At 51.3% G+C, this 14,788-nt stretch carries 12 protein-coding genes and 1 pseudogene; 8 read left to right on the top strand and 5 right to left on the bottom strand.

The features are described from left to right. Positions 1-473: 473 nt before the first annotated feature. From bioD to bioB, 4 genes are read right to left on the bottom strand one after another with little or no spacing between them, the layout of a single operon-like run. The gene (gene bioD / locus CWC46_RS11260; protein ID WP_021016482.1) at positions 474-1,154 is read right to left on the bottom strand and encodes a dethiobiotin synthase; all 681 of its coding nucleotides are present in this window, start codon (positions 1,152-1,154) and stop codon (positions 474-476) included. Beyond that, positions 1,147-1,917, bottom strand: a complete 771-nt coding sequence (gene bioC / locus CWC46_RS11255; RefSeq protein WP_021016483.1) for a malonyl-ACP O-methyltransferase BioC — start codon at positions 1,915-1,917, stop codon at positions 1,147-1,149. The genes bioD and bioC overlap by 8 nt, the downstream gene beginning before the upstream one ends. Beyond that, positions 1,904-3,052 carry an 8-amino-7-oxononanoate synthase gene (bioF, locus tag CWC46_RS11250; protein ID WP_021016484.1) on the bottom strand — a complete coding sequence of 383 codons (1,149 nt, stop codon included), beginning with the start codon at positions 3,050-3,052 and terminating at the stop codon, positions 1,904-1,906. Before bioF ends, bioC begins: the two co-directional genes overlap by 14 nt. Then, positions 3,053-4,090 carry a biotin synthase BioB gene (gene bioB, locus CWC46_RS11245; protein WP_021016485.1) on the bottom strand — a complete coding sequence of 346 codons (1,038 nt, stop codon included), beginning with the start codon at positions 4,088-4,090 and terminating at the stop codon, positions 3,053-3,055. A gap of 91 nt (positions 4,091-4,181) precedes the next feature. On the opposite strand from bioB, the gene bioA reads away from it, so the two are divergent. From bioA to CWC46_RS11215, 6 genes are all read left to right on the top strand, one after another. After that, entirely contained in the window at positions 4,182-5,480 is a 1,299-nt protein-coding gene (bioA, locus tag CWC46_RS11240; protein ID WP_101377549.1) for an adenosylmethionine--8-amino-7-oxononanoate transaminase, read from the top strand. A gap of 611 nt (positions 5,481-6,091) precedes the next feature. Beyond that, a complete protein-coding gene (locus tag CWC46_RS11235) occupies positions 6,092-8,071 on the top strand; it encodes a glycoside hydrolase family 3 protein (protein WP_021016487.1) in 1,980 nt (659 codons plus the stop codon). Between the two features lie 173 nt (positions 8,072-8,244). Beyond that, a complete protein-coding gene (locus CWC46_RS11230) occupies positions 8,245-8,640 on the top strand; it encodes a CidA/LrgA family protein (RefSeq protein ID WP_021016488.1) in 396 nt (131 codons plus the stop codon). Continuing rightward, entirely contained in the window at positions 8,640-9,335 is a 696-nt protein-coding gene (locus CWC46_RS11225) for a CidB/LrgB family autolysis modulator (protein ID WP_021016489.1), read from the top strand. Before CWC46_RS11230 ends, CWC46_RS11225 begins: the two co-directional genes overlap by 1 nt. A gap of 195 nt (positions 9,336-9,530) precedes the next feature. Then, a complete protein-coding gene (gene cdd, locus CWC46_RS11220; RefSeq protein WP_021016490.1) occupies positions 9,531-10,418 on the top strand; it encodes a cytidine deaminase in 888 nt (295 codons plus the stop codon). Between the two features lie 170 nt (positions 10,419-10,588). After that, positions 10,589-12,286 carry an NAD-dependent malic enzyme gene (locus CWC46_RS11215; RefSeq protein WP_021016491.1) on the top strand — a complete coding sequence of 566 codons (1,698 nt, stop codon included), beginning with the start codon at positions 10,589-10,591 and terminating at the stop codon, positions 12,284-12,286. 47 nt (positions 12,287-12,333) lie between these two features. Here CWC46_RS11215 and CWC46_RS11210 read toward each other — a convergent pair. Then, positions 12,334-12,636, bottom strand: a pseudogene (locus CWC46_RS11210) (glutathione ABC transporter permease GsiD); the annotation flags it as partial. A 128-nt stretch (positions 12,637-12,764) separates the two neighbouring features. Between CWC46_RS11210 and moeA the strand changes: the two are divergent. Both moeA and moeB read left to right on the top strand, forming a co-directional pair. Then, entirely contained in the window at positions 12,765-14,000 is a 1,236-nt protein-coding gene (moeA, locus tag CWC46_RS11205) for a molybdopterin molybdotransferase MoeA (protein ID WP_021016493.1), read from the top strand. After that, the gene (gene moeB / locus CWC46_RS11200; RefSeq protein WP_021016494.1) at positions 14,000-14,752 is read left to right on the top strand and encodes a molybdopterin-synthase adenylyltransferase MoeB; all 753 of its coding nucleotides are present in this window, start codon (positions 14,000-14,002) and stop codon (positions 14,750-14,752) included. Before moeA ends, moeB begins: the two co-directional genes overlap by 1 nt. Positions 14,753-14,788 lie beyond the last annotated feature (36 nt).

Here is a 14,788-nt window from a genome sequence, read left to right as displayed (position 1 = left end):
AAATCATTTTTCTCAACTTAACTGTTATTACCAGTGCTACTAATTTATGCAACCGGTTGTCAACCTTGAACAAGATGCTTGATTTTAGATAATCAATTGATTTTTAATGTTTTTATAAAAAAGAAGAGAATAACGACAACCGGAGCAAGAGCCGCGCCAGCTCTTGGTTGGCATGGCTTTTCTAATCCTAATACACACAGTTATCCACAGAAATAGTGGATAACTCCCACAAGTGCGCATCCTTCCTACACTAGCGCCATAACAGGTACTTCTGACTGGTCCGACAATATGGATTTTTTGAATAAAATTCTGGTTACGCAACTGTTACCTATTATATGAAAAAGTGATAATCATCTCTGACAAAAAAGAAGCCATTTTACTGCTTCAAATGGATAAGACCGCATTTTCAAGATGATTCTGTCTATCAATATTGTCAGTCAGAAGCAAAAGCAGTCACTTAGGGAAACGCATTATCAGACAGACAGTAAAGCTATATTTAAGTAATGGCCGAGCTCCTGCTGTGAGGGATACGGCAAATGCGGTATCTCCCCCAACATCGGTGCAGATAAACAGTGTTTTAGTGTTGCCAGATACTCGGTGTGATACCGCCCTGGTGGGGTCACCACATTGGCAATCCAACCGCTGAACGTGAGTCCGGCCTGTTGAATGGCACGGGCCGTCAGCATGGCATGGTTGATACAACCCAGTTTGACCCCCACAACCAGAATCACCGGCAGTTGTTCCTGATACACCCAATCAGCAAAAGTCTGTTGCTCGGATAACGGTGTAAACCAGCCACCAGCCCCTTCAACGACTATCCAGTCCGCCTGTGTGGATAACCTTTGCAGCCCGTGGCTTAAGCTATCAAACGCAATCGGCCGCTGCTCCATGACACTGACAATATGCGGTGACGTTGGCGCGATAAACGCCAGCGGATTGACCGCTTCATAGCTCAGTTCCACGCTGCTGTTTGCCTGCAACAATAATGCGTCACTGTTCCGCCGTCCTTGCGGTGTTATATCACAGCCCGAAGCCACAGGCTTATAGCCCGCAGTGCGATATCCGGCCCGATTGGCCGCCTGTAACAGTGCGCTACTGGCGATAGTCTTACCGATGTCCGTATCTGTTCCGGTAACAAACCAGCGTTTAATCACGATAAATCACTCCAAACAATCGTTGATACGTGAGGGGATAGCCCTCATCCTGACGCGGATAAATCGCAGCCAGCGCATTGAATCGTGAACGCCCCAGTAATCCGGCGTTCCTGCCCTGATGAAGCCAGGTCGCACCTACACCTTTCAGCGACTTCATCACACTGATCACGTCCGGGAAATAGCAAATAGCCGGGTCGGAAAAGACCTGATGACGGTAGCGCTGACAGGCAGCCACAACAGTCTCATGAGCCAAAAAGCGGTTAATATGCCGGGAACCGGAACCATCCAACTGTTGCCAGGCTGAATCCAGCTCTGCCAGTGTCCCAGTGGTCAGAGTGGAGAAGGCAATCACGCCACCGGGACGAGTCACCCGGTACAGTTCTGCCAGCGCCTGGGATAGATCATCACACCACTGCACCGCCAGATTACTGAAACAGATATCCACACTCGCATCCGATAAGGGCAAACACTCAATGTCTCCTGACAGATAATGCGTCGCTACCTGCTGCTGCTGTGCGTACTTCAGCATTTCTTCAGATAAATCAAGTGCCGTCACTGCTTTTCCCCGCTGCTGCCAGCGTGCGCTGAAATAACCAGTACCACAGCCGGCATCCAGTACATCAATACCGGGATGATCGGCAATTAACGCCATCAGTTTTTCGCCACTCTCGCGCTGTAAGGTAGAGAAACGGTCATAACGACCGGCTGCTCGGCCGAATGCCCGGGCGATCGCCTGTTTATCATGGGGTTCAGCCAGCCTCATGTAACGCCTCCAGCAGTTGGTCGATGTCGTCTGGTTGATGTGTCGCGGTAAGGGTAATGCGCAGGCGAGCCGAGCCTGGCGGCACGGTGGGCGGCCGCATCGCGCTGACCCACAGACCCTGCGCTCGTAACCGTTGGGACACCGCCAGTGTCCGGCCGTTATCACCGATAATCAGTGGCTGGATGGCGCTGGAAGAATCCAGCATACGAAATGACAATGACCGCGCACCTTCACGAAAACATCGGATATTGGCGTGCAACCTGGCACGCCGATCATCGCTTTCCTGTACTACGTGCAGAGCCGCGCTCAGCGCACAGGCCTGCGCAGGCGGCATAGATGTGCTGTAAATCAGATGGCGAGCAAATTGCAGGAAATACTCGGCCAACGGTTCACTGCACAATACCGCCGCACCGCTGACACCTACCGCCTTGCCAAACGTAACCACCAATAATTCCGGCTTAACACCCTGCTGCCAGCAACTTCCGCGACCTTGTTCGCCCATCACGCCAATACCGTGGGCATCATCCACCATCAGCAAGGCCGCATGTTCACGACAATGCTGATGTAATGCAGCCAACGGGGCGGAATCGCCATCCATACTGAACACGCCTTCCGTCACCGCCAGCGTCTGCCCACCGGCAGGTTTGCTCAGTAATGATTGTAACGAGTCAGCCTGATTGTGATGAAAACGGCGCAGCGTCGCCGGAGAGTGAGCGGCGGCTTCCAGCAGTGAAGCATGGCTGAGCTTGTCAGCCAGAATACGATCGCCCGGCTCCGCCAACGCGGCGACCACCGCCTGATTGGCGGCATAACCAGAAATAAACAGTAACGCCCGTGGATAGCCGAGCCAGTCGGCCAGTTGTTGCTCCAGTATCGCATGTGCGTGGGTATATCCCGTTACATGACCAGAGCCGCCGCTACCCACACCATAGCGTTCAGCGCCTTGTTGCCACGCCCGCACAATAGCCGGATGTGCGCCCAGCCCCAGGTAATCATTGCTGGAATAGTTAAGATAGCGTCTCGCGTCGTACTCCAGCCAACGGCCACCACCGCCATCATTCGCCAGCCGAACCCGATAAGCCTCTTGCTGTCGCCGTTGCGCCAGCCCGCCTTCGATACGTTGTTGCCAGCTCATTTACACCGCCGCGTTATAGTACTGATCACTGTCTGCATGCAGCAGCTGTTCCGTCAGGCGCTGTTGCTGCTGATTATCACCGTAATCGGTACTGGTCTGTTGCGGGTTAAGCCCAAGCTTACGAAACAGGGCCAGATCCTTGTCTTCCTTCGGATTCGGCGTGGTCAGCAATTTACACCCATAGAAAATGGAGTTGGCGCCCGCCATAAAACACATGGCCTGGGTTTGTTCATTCATCTGCTCACGGCCAGCGGATAAGCGCACATAAGATGTCGGCATCATGATACGGGCCACGGCAATGGTGCGGATGAAATCAAACGGTTCAACGTCGTCGTTTCCCGCCAACGGTGTGCCTTTTACTTTCACCAGCATGTTGATCGGCACACTTTCCGGTGGTGTCGGCAGATTTGCCAGCTGTACCAGCAGTCCGGCGCGATCACGCACCGTTTCTCCCAGCCCGACGATACCACCGGAACAGACTTTGATGCCGGCATCCCGGACTTTCTCCAACGTATCCAACCGTTCCTGATACGTCCGCGTGGTAATGATATTGCTGTAGAATTCCGGCGAGGTATCCAGATTGTGGTTGTAAAAGTCAAGTCCAGCCGAAGCCAGACGCAGCGCCTGATCAGCACTCAGCGTTCCCAGCGTCATGCAGGTTTCCATGCCCAGGTCTTTTACGCCTCTCACCATCTCCTCCAGATAAGGCATGTCGCGTTCATGTGGATTCTTCCAGGCAGCCCCCATGCAAAAACGGGTTGAACCCGTTGCTTTCGCCTGCCGGGCGGATTCCATCACCTGCTCTACCTGCATCAGGCGTTCCGTTTCGATACCGGTATGGTAGCGGGAACTCTGCGGACAGTATTTACAGTCCTCTGGACAGGCACCAGTCTTGATGGAAAGCAGTGTACTGACCTGCACCTGTCGGGGATCAAAGTGCTGACGATGTATCTGTTGTGCTTCGAACATTAATTCTAAAAAAGGCTTATTAAACAGCGCTTGCGCTTGCTTCAGTGTCCAGCGAATGCTTTTCGTCATCATGACTACTCCGGGTGAAAAAGGTGTAGTCAGTGTAATTAATGGGGTTATACTGTCAACCAAATTGATCATGATTTGGTTTACGTTAATGATAACACCCGACGATCTCAACTTCGACCAACGCCATATCTGGCACCCTTATACGTCAATGACCCACCCGCTCCCTTGTTATCCGATCACCTCGGCTCATGGGGTTGAAATACAGTTGGAAAATGGGGAACGCCTGGTCGATGGCATGTCATCCTGGTGGGCCGCCATTCATGGTTACAACCATCCGCACATCAATCTGGCGCTGCAACAACAACTGGCACAGATGTCACATGTCATGTTCGGTGGTATCACCCATGCGCCCGCCATTACGTTATGTCGCAAACTGGTGGCGATGACCCCGGCTACGCTGGAGTGTGTTTTTCTGGCAGATTCCGGTTCAGTCGCAGTGGAAGTGGCAATGAAAATGGCGCTGCAATACTGGCAGGCCCAGGGACAGTCACGACAGCGTTTTCTGACCTTACGCCACGGCTATCACGGCGATACTTTTGGCGCCATGTCAGTATGCGATCCAGACAACTCCATGCACAGCCTGTATCAGGGCTATCTGCCACAACATCTGTTTGCCAGCGCGCCCCAATGCCGCTTTGACGACACATGGCAAGAAGCGGACATCCAGCCGTTCCAGACGCTGTTAGAGCAGCATGCCGATGAGATGGCGGCCGTGATCCTCGAACCCATCGTGCAAGGCGCAGGCGGGATGCGATTCTACCATCCGACCTATCTGCAACGGGTACGTGAGCTGTGCGATCACTATGCCATTCCACTGATCGCCGACGAAATTGCCACCGGTTTTGGCCGTACCGGTAAGCTATTCGCCTGTGAACATGCAGGCATTACACCGGATATCCTGTGTCTGGGCAAAGCGCTGACCGGTGGCTACATGACACTGTCGGCCACGCTGACTACTCGTCACATTGCGGAAACTATCAGCAACGGCGAAGCCGGTTGCTTCATGCATGGCCCGACGTTCATGGCCAATCCACTGGCCTGTGCTGCGGCCAATGCCAGCCTGACGCTACTGGCGTCAGGACAGTGGTCGGCGCAGGTCAAGACTATCGAACAACAATTGCGTCAGGCTTTGTTACCGTTGGCTGAAGCTCCGCCGGTAGCGGATATCCGGGTACTGGGGGCGATTGGCGTAGTAGAAACCCGACATCCGGTCGATATGGCGCGGTTACAGCGTTTTTTTGTGGAAAAAGGTGTCTGGATTCGACCATTTGGCAAACTCATCTATCTGATGCCGCCGTTTATTATCCAGCCAGCACAGTTGCAACAACTGACCGACGCCATCCAGGACGCAGTATACGATACGGCGTTATTCCCGCAGACACATCAATAGCGCGTTACTTCCACGACGACAGGCCATCAATAACGAGACTCAATATCGTTATTGATGGTTAAAAAAACAGTTTAGTCTTCATCCCGATGAGTGCGGAAATAACACAATTAACGTTGCAATGATGATAAGTACTGACGTTTTCAGAGAGTAAAACCTTATCCTGGTCATTATCCTTTTTATAAATTCTATACCCAAAATAATTCGAGTTGCAGGAAGGCGGCAAGAGAGTGAATCCCGATGAGCTTACTCAGATAAGTGATTCGGGTGAATGAACGCAGCCAACACCCCTGCAACTTGAAGTATGACGGGTATATACGCTCAATAAATATAAAAAGCAGAAATGCCTCCCACTGAGCGAACATAATGAATTGATTTAATAGTCTAAAAATCTGCCTAATAATAATTATTTTGATCGGGTTCTAAATTTCCAGGCCTGAGGTTGTACTCCACATAAGGAGTGAACTAGGCTTTTTTAACAAAACAACACCCAACGTAATGACGCCAATGGCGTAAAAGGCTGTTTCGATAACACGCAAATTTATTCCAGATAATGACAAGGTGTTTTTTGCTCATAAAGTGTCAGAAATACTTCAATTCCAGGTAAGGATGTTATGAATAATTATCATATTCGGTGTGCTATCCCATTATCGTTCCCATTCATTACCATTTTCCCTTTACTCTTCTCTCCATTGGTACTGGCCGGACAACAAACCACGCTGGAATACCGGGAAATAAAGCTCATCACTGTCGATGGCTTACAATTTAAAGATCTCAACCGTGATGGCAAGCTTAACCCCTATGAAGACTGGCGACTCTCCGCGGCACAGCGTACCGCCGATCTGGTGTCACGTATGACATTGGCAGAAAAAGCCGGGGTGATGATGCATGGTTCTGCGCCTACCGCAGGTAGCGTGACCGGCGCGGGAACCACTTACGATTTTGTGGCGGCAAAAAAGATGATCGTAGGAAAACACGTCAATAGTTTGATTACCAGACTGTCCGGTGAAAACCCGGCACAGATGGCGGAAGAGAACAACCAGCTGCAACAAATTGCCGAAAATACCCGGCTGGGAATACCGGTCACCATCAGTACCGACCCCCGGAATTCATTTCAGTATCTGGTCGGCGCGACCGTCGCTTCCGGGAAATTCAGCAAATGGCCAGAAACATTGGGCATTGCCGCCATTGGTGATGAAACACTGGCCCGCCACTATGCCGATATTATTCGTCAGGAATATCGCGCCGTAGGAATCACCGAGGCTTTGTCACCACAGGCAGATTTAGCGACGGAGCCACGCTGGCCACGAATCAATGGCACGTTTGGTGAAGATCCCGCGCTAACCAAAAAGATGGTACGTGGCTATGTCACCGGTATGCAAAACGGCGAAAATGGGCTGAATGATCAGAGTGTTATCTCTATTGTCAAACATTGGGTCGGTTATGGCGCGGCACAAGACGGCTGGGACAGTCACAACGCTTATGGTAAATATGCCGTCTTCAGCAAGAATAATCTGCAACAGCATATCGAACCCTTTACCGGCGCATTCGAGGCGCATGTCGCCGGTGTCATGCCCACCTATTCGATTCTTAAACACGCCACTTGGCGAGGAAAAACAATTGCACCGTTGGGTGCGGGCTTCAATCGATTCCTGCTGACTGATCTGCTTCGCGGCCAATATGGTTTCAACGGCGTCATCCTCAGCGACTGGCTGATTACCCAAGATTGCAAAGCTGACTGCATCAACGGTTTCAAACCCGGTGAAAAACCAGTACCCCGCGGCATGCCCTGGGGTGTTGAGCATATGACGGTCGATCAACGATTTATTCAGGCAGTCAAGGCGGGTATTGATCAGTTTGGCGGCGTAACCGACTCCACTGTATTGATTCGAGCCGTTCAGGACGGAAGACTGACAGCATCCCGTCTGGATGAGTCAGTAGTCCGAATACTGAAACAGAAATTCCAGACCGGCTTGTTCGAACGGCCTTACGTCAATGCGCAACAGGCAAATCAGATTGTTGGAAACCCCGAATGGCAACAGCAAGCTGATAACGCTCAGGCTCGTTCGTTGGTGTTATTGCAGAACCACCATCTGCTGCCATTGCATAAAGGACAGAAAATATGGCTTTATGGCGTAGAAAAACAGGCCGCACAGAAAGCCGGGTTCATTGTGGTGGCCGACCCGGAGAACGCTGAAATCGCGCTGATCCGTACTCAGGCACCCTACGAGCAACCACACAAAAATTACTACTTTGGTGCCAAACATCACGAAGGTTCTCTGGCATTCAACGCTGATAATCCGGATTATCGAGTCATTGCCAGCGTCAGCGCCAAAGTACCGACAGTCGTGACGGTGTACCTGGATCGCCCGGCGATTCTCAGCAATATAGTGAATAAAACCCGGGCGATTATCGCCAACTTCGGTGTCAGTGACGATGTACTGCTCAGCAAGCTCACCTCCACTAATGCCTTTACCGGAAAACTGCCTTTCGAGCTCCCCTCGTCCATGAGCGCAGTACGTAAACAGCATGCTGATCTGCCCTACGACAGTAAAAATGCCTTGTTTCCATTCGGGTTTGGTCTGGAACATTAAAGACTGGAAACCGACACCCAACCGCCCTTTCCCCGTTTGACAAGAAAACATCTACTATCTATGCCAGTCAGCCTTCACTGATTGGCATTTTCTTTAAATTCTAAATTTGTGAACTGTAGCACGCTAATAACTTTAGCGTTATCATTACACCTTCAGTTCATCAGGAATTTCTCATGCGTAATACGTTCAACGTGTGCTGGCAGTATTTACGCGCTTTCGCACTGATTTACCTGTGCTTATTGGCAGGCAATGCGATATCAGCGTTACTTCCGCTTACCATCCCCGGCAGTATTATCGGTATGCTCATCCTCTTCGCCTTGCTGGCTTCGCAAATTTTACCCGCCAACTGGGTCAAACCCGGTTGTCACCTCTTTATCCGTTATATGGCGCTACTGTTTGTTCCTATCGGCGTAGGCGTCATGAATTATTATTCGCTGCTGGTCAGCCAGTTCGGCCCGATCATTGTTTCCTGCCTGGTGAGCACTCTGATTATCATGGTCGTGGTAGGTTACAGCACACAGATCATGCAGCGCGAACGCATCACCAGCACCGATAAGGGAAAAAAGTAATGTTGGCGTATTTATGGTGGTCACTACCACTAACCCTGCTGGTTTTTTTTGCGGCCCGCAAGCTGGCAACCGTAGTCAAAATGCCATTGCTCAACCCGTTGCTGGTCGCAATGGCAGTGATTATCCCTATCCTGCTGGTGTTAAAAATCCCTTATGAGCACTATTTCAAGGGCAGTCAAATACTCAACAGTCTACTGCAACCCGCCGTAGTCGCACTGGCGTTTCCTTTATATGAACAGTTGCACCAGATTCGCGCCCGTTGGAAATCCATCATCAGCGTGTGTTTCATCGGCAGCGTAACGGCTATGGTTTCTGGCACAGTAGTCGCACTGTGGATGGGCGCTTCGCCAGAAATCGCCGCTTCGGTCATGCCAAAATCGGTCACTACGCCGATCGCCATGGCGGTTTCCAGCGCGATCGGCGGTATACCCGCCATCAGCGCGGTATGCGTTATCTTTGTTGGTATTCTTGGCGCCGTGTTAGGCCACAGTTTGTTTAACCGCCTGAAAATCACCACCAAAGCTTCACGCGGTCTGGCAATGGGGACGGCTTCCCATGCGCTGGGCACTGCTCGTTGTGCGGAAGTTGATTTCCAGGAAGGGGCTTTCAGCTCATTGGCGCTGGTCATTTGCGGCATTATTACTTCGCTGATCGCACCTTTCCTGTTTCCTGTGTTATTGCACCTGTTCAGTTAAGTGTTCATCCTTGAATCTGCCTCTCACAGTCATTAAGATTGTGAGAGGGCAATTATCTTTGCATCCTTGCCTATCAGTAAGTTGATATCCATACTCTATTCGTTAATAATTTTTCGCTGATATCATTATTAAAGTGATAATAATCGCATCCTGCCTACCACGCCGTCATGGGATCACTAGATAAGGTGAATAATAATGCAACCTCGTTTTCATTCCGCTTTTGCGCAATTGCCCTTGTCTCTTCAATCCGCGCTTAAACCTGTTCTGGACAACGATCATTTCGCCGCTTGTTTGAGCGCCAAAGAAGTAAGCCGCATCTGCGCGGATTGCGGGATGGATGCGGAGACACTGACTTTATCATTGCTTCCCCTGGCCGCTGCCTGTGCCCTGACGCCGATTTCCGCTTTTCATGTTGGAGCGATTGCACAGGGTAACAGCGGTAACTTGTATTTCGGCGCCAACATCGAGCTGGCCACCATGCCTCTACAGCAAACCATGCACGCGGAACAAAGCGCCGTTACACATGCCTGGATGCGTAACGAAAGAAAGTTACGTGCACTCATGGTCAACTACACGCCTTGTGGTCACTGCCGGCAGTTTATGGCCGAGTTGAATAGTGCGCCAGCGCTGAAAATCTGTTTACCCAACCGACAGCCAGCGCCCTTGAGCCATTATCTGCCGGACGCTTTTGGTCCACAGGATCTCTCCATTAGCACACTGTTGATGGATACGGTAGATCACGGACTGACGTTGGCCGAAACCGATCCGCTGACAGTGGCGGCGCTAGCAGCGGCCAATCGTAGCCATGCCCCTTACAGTCAGGCATTCAGCGGTGTGGCGCTGGAGAGTATAACCGGTGCGGTTTATGCCGGAAGTTATGCAGAAAACGCGGCGTTTAACCCTAGTCTGTCGCCATTACAAACTGCACTGAATATGATGAACCTATCGGGTGAAGCACTTACCGACATCAAACATGCTGTACTGGTAGAACGTAAAAATTCGTTACTGAGCCAATGGTCAATAACCCATTCCATACTCTCCACGCTGGGTTGTTCTGATATACGACAACAGCTAATTAATTGATATCTCATTAGTAGAGGCGCGAATTGTAACCCCCTTCGCTTTGCTGCTGGATGCAACCTATCTGTAATTATTTTAATTAACATTTTCTGTACATATTCTCCGGGTACCTTAAGATCCCCGCTAACATCTTGCCACCGTATACATTTCTGTTACTCAAAGAGTTAAAAGTCATGGAATTAGAACACGAAAGTAAACGCTCCCTCTACATCCCTTATGCTGGTCCCATTCTGCTTGAATTCCCGCTGCTGAACAAAGGCAGTGCCTTTACCGAAGAAGAACGCGCTCAGTTCAACCTGAATGGTCTGTTGCCCGAAGCCGTTGAAACCATAGAAGAACAGGCAGAACGTGCCTGGCGTCAATATCAGGAATTTACCAATGATATTGAGAAACACGTTTATCTGCGCAATATTCAGGATACAAACGAAACGCTGTTCTATCGTCTGTTGGAAAATCACCTAAGCGAGATGATGCCCATCATCTACACCCCGACAGTAGGCGAAGCCTGTGAGCACTTCTCCGATATCTACCGCCGGGCCCGCGGATTATTTATCTCCTATCCCAATCGCGCACATATCAACGATATGCTGCAAAACGCCACCAAACAGAATGTCAAAGTCATTGTCGTGACCGACGGTGAACGCATTCTCGGTCTGGGTGATCAGGGTATCGGCGGCATGGGTATTCCCATCGGAAAATTGTCACTGTACACCGCCTGTGGTGGCATTAGCCCAGCCTACACGCTGCCAGTGGTACTGGATGCTGGCACCAATAACCCACAGCGTCTGAACGATCCGCTTTATATGGGATGGCGTCACCCACGGATTACCGGTGATGAATACTATGCATTCGTGGATGATTTCATTCAGGCAGTAAAAAACCGCTGGCCGGACGTTCTGTTGCAGTTTGAAGATTTCGCCCAAAACAACGCCACACCACTGCTGAACCGTTATCGTGACGAGATCTGTAGCTTCAACGATGACATTCAGGGTACAGCAGCCGTTACGCTGGGAAGCCTGATTGCCGCCAGTCGTGCCGCAGGCAGCCAGTTGCGTGATCAGACGGTGACCTTCCTCGGTGCCGGCTCCGCCGGTTGTGGTATTGCCGAACAGATTATTGCCCAGATGAAAGCTGAAGGGCTAAGCGACGAAGAAGCACGCAGTCGAGTCTTCATGGTTGACCGCTTCGGCCTGCTGACAGATAAGCTACCTAATCTGCTCGATTTCCAGAGCAAGCTGGTACAAAAAAGCAGTGCCCTGGCTCATTGGGATGTCAGCAGCGACGCTATCTCGTTGCTGGAAGTGGTACGGAATGCCAAACCCAGCATCATGATTGGCGTATCCGGTCAGCCTGGGTTGTTTTCGGAAGAGATCATCCGTGAAATGCATCGCCACTGCCCGCGCCCCATCGTGATGCCGTTGTCCAACCCGACGTCCCGCGTGGAAGCCCGTCCGGAAGACATTATTAACTGGACTGATGGTGCCGCGTTGGTCGCAACCGGTAGCCCGTTTACACCGGTAACCTATAAAGACAAGGTGTATCAGATAGATCAGTGCAACAACTCTTATATCTTCCCAGGCATTGGTCTTGGCGTACTGGCTTCCGGCGCTACCCGCATCACCGATGGAATGCTGATGGCCGCCAGCCGGGCACTGGCTGACTGCTCACCGCTGGCCAACCACGGCGAAGGCTCGTTATTGCCGGATCTTGCCAATATTCAGGACGTATCAAAATACATTGCGCAGGAAGTAGGTAAAGCCGCTCAGCAGCAAGGGGTTGCTGTGCTAACCTCTGAAGATGCCCTGATAAAAGCGATTACCCACAACTTCTGGCGACCTCAGTACCGCACTTACAAGCGGACCTCTTTCTGATTGTCCCTGATATACGGGCGCAGCATCTGGCTGCGCCCGCTCTTTCATCAACTTTCATCAACATGAAATACACGCGAATTCTTCAATTCCGAATCTCGTGCATCATGCAAACCCTCACCCGGCAGATTAAACGCCGACACTGCGAGGTATAACGCCAGACTGGGGGAAACCGCCATATGAGGGGTAATAACCATGTCGGCTCGGGCTTCATTTAGCATCGCTCCCCATTCCGGCGTCACGACTAGTGCGCTCAGACCAATAAATGACGGACTGATCGACATCCCTATGCACATTGAAAAACAGACCATAATGGCCGATGTCGTATCGGGTAAAATATGACGCCATACAATAATCACTACACCTTGATTCCATGAATGAGCAGCGTTCTCCCTATCATCGATCTCTGACATAATGGTTGCATATGCAATTTGTTTTCGCCCGTTCATCCCGGCGAGACACACTTGATCACGGAGCCCCCATGAACACATCAAAACCCGGTTTACTCTCTTTGCAACAGGCATTGGAAAAAATGCTGGCACAGGTTGATCCGATCACGGGTACCGAAACCGTTTCACTCCACACGGCATCAGGCAGAATAACATCCCATCCTGTTACCTCGCCGTTTGACGTCCCGCCATTCGCCAATTCAGCGATGGATGGTTATGCCATAAGGTGCAGCGATCTGTCCCATCAACCTTTGCCGGTCGCTGGCAAAGCTTTCGCTGGCGCACCATTTCAGGGTGAATGGCCAACAGGGACCTGTATCCGCATCATGACCGGCGCCCCGCTACCTGATGGCACCGAGGCCGTAGTGATGCAGGAACATACCGAAAGCGATGATGCGGGTATGCGTATTACCCGGGAGATCAAACGTGGGCAGAATATTCGACTGCCCGGTGAAGATATCCATAAAAATGCCCAGGTGTTACCTGCCGGTATCCGGCTCGGCACAGCTGAGCTACCACTACTGGCCTCATTAGGTATTGCACAGGTCAATGTTTATCGTCGTTTGCGAGTGGCGGTGTTTTCAACCGGAGATGAGTTACAGCCAGTTGGTCAGCCATTACAGGATGGGCAGATTTACGACACTAACCGCTTTGCCGTGCGCCTGATGCTGGAGCAACTAGGTTATGACATCATTGATCTGGGCATTATCCGCGATGATCCCCGCGCACTGAGCCAGGCGTTTCAAGAAGCGGATCATGCGGCTGATCTGGTTATCAGCAGCGGTGGTGTGTCCGTGGGCGAAGCGGATTACACCAAACAGATCCTGGATGAGCTGGGTAATATTCACTTCTGGAAACTGGCAATCAAACCCGGCAAACCGTTCGCTTTCGGTAAACTGTCACAGGCCTGGTTCTGTGGCCTGCCGGGAAATCCGGTGTCGGCGGTGGTCACGTTTTATCAACTGGTTCAACCGCTGCTGGCACGGCTTTCCGGCTATACACACTGGCAGTTGCCGCCACGGATTCGAGTCAAAACGGTTAGCGCGCTGAAGAAATCGCCAGGGCGCCTCGATTTTCAGCGTGGCATTTTCAGCCGCAATGCACAGGGCGAACTAGAGGTACGCAGCACCGGACATCAAGGCTCGCACGTATTCAGCTCTTTCAGTCTGGGTAATTGTTTTATCGTGCTGGAAGCCGAACGCAGTAATATTGCGGCCGGAGAATGGGTGGATATTGAACCCTTTAACGCGCTACTGGGAAAAGCATAATGCTACCGGAACTTACTGATGCCGAAACACTGCGCTATAACCGTCAGATAGTCTTGCGTGGGTTCGATTTCGACGCACAAGAAAAGCTGAAAGCCTCACGCGTACTGATTGTCGGCCTTGGCGGTCTGGGTTGTAGCGCCGCGCAATATCTGGCGTCTGCAGGTGTGGGTCACTTGACGCTGTTAGATTTCGATACCGTATCACTCTCTAATTTACAGCGTCAGATATTGCATCGTGACGAGCGTATTGGCATGCCGAAAGTGGAATCTGCCCGTATCGCATTGATGGACATAAATCCCCATCTGACAGTAGACGCGGTGAACGACAATCTTGACGATGAGCCATTGCAGGCACTGGCCGGGCGACACGATGTCGTGCTGGATTGCACTGATAACGTATCGATTCGTGATCGCCTGAACCGCATCGGTTTCTTGTTAAAGAAGCCGCTGGTTTCCGGCGCAGCCATTCGTATGGAGGGTCAAGTCAGCGTATTTACCTATCAACCGGACGAACCCTGCTACCACTGTCTGAGCCGATTATTTGGTGAACAAGCGTTAACGTGCGTGGAAGCCGGAGTGATGGCACCGCTGGTTGGCACGATAGGCTCCCTGCAGGCCATGGAGACCATCAAACTACTAACCCACTATGGACAGGTATTGTCTGGGCGACTACTGATTTTCGATGCCATGACCCTGCAATTCCGTGAAATGAAACTGCCGAAAAACCCTGATTGCGACGTTTGTCATTCCTGATACCGACGGCGGCTCAGCATAATATAGCTGAGCCGC

The organism is Prodigiosinella confusarubida, assembly GCF_002847015.1.
Lineage (GTDB): Bacteria > Pseudomonadota > Gammaproteobacteria > Enterobacterales > Enterobacteriaceae > Prodigiosinella > Prodigiosinella aquatilis.
Note: the sequence above shows the minus strand (reverse complement) of the source record. Positions and strands in the feature narration are given on the sequence as shown.

Excerpts from the sequence above, each read along its gene's own strand:
- bioC (WP_021016483.1), bottom strand. The coding sequence starts at position 1,917 with ATGAGGCTGGCTGAACCCCATGATAAACAGGCGATCGCCCGGGCATTC.
- bioF (WP_021016484.1), bottom strand. The coding sequence starts at position 3,052 with ATGAGCTGGCAACAACGTATCGAAGGCGGGCTGGCGCAACGGCGACAG.
- bioB (WP_021016485.1), bottom strand. The coding sequence starts at position 4,090 with ATGACGAAAAGCATTCGCTGGACACTGAAGCAAGCGCAAGCGCTGTTT.
- CWC46_RS11235 (WP_021016487.1), top strand. The coding sequence starts at position 6,092 with ATGAATAATTATCATATTCGGTGTGCTATCCCATTATCGTTCCCATTC.
- CWC46_RS11230 (WP_021016488.1), top strand. The coding sequence starts at position 8,245 with ATGCGTAATACGTTCAACGTGTGCTGGCAGTATTTACGCGCTTTCGCA.
- CWC46_RS11225 (WP_021016489.1), top strand. The coding sequence starts at position 8,640 with ATGTTGGCGTATTTATGGTGGTCACTACCACTAACCCTGCTGGTTTTT.
- cdd (WP_021016490.1), top strand. The coding sequence starts at position 9,531 with ATGCAACCTCGTTTTCATTCCGCTTTTGCGCAATTGCCCTTGTCTCTT.
- CWC46_RS11215 (WP_021016491.1), top strand. The coding sequence starts at position 10,589 with ATGGAATTAGAACACGAAAGTAAACGCTCCCTCTACATCCCTTATGCT.
- moeA (WP_021016493.1), top strand. The coding sequence starts at position 12,765 with ATGAACACATCAAAACCCGGTTTACTCTCTTTGCAACAGGCATTGGAA.
- moeB (WP_021016494.1), top strand. The coding sequence starts at position 14,000 with ATGCTACCGGAACTTACTGATGCCGAAACACTGCGCTATAACCGTCAG.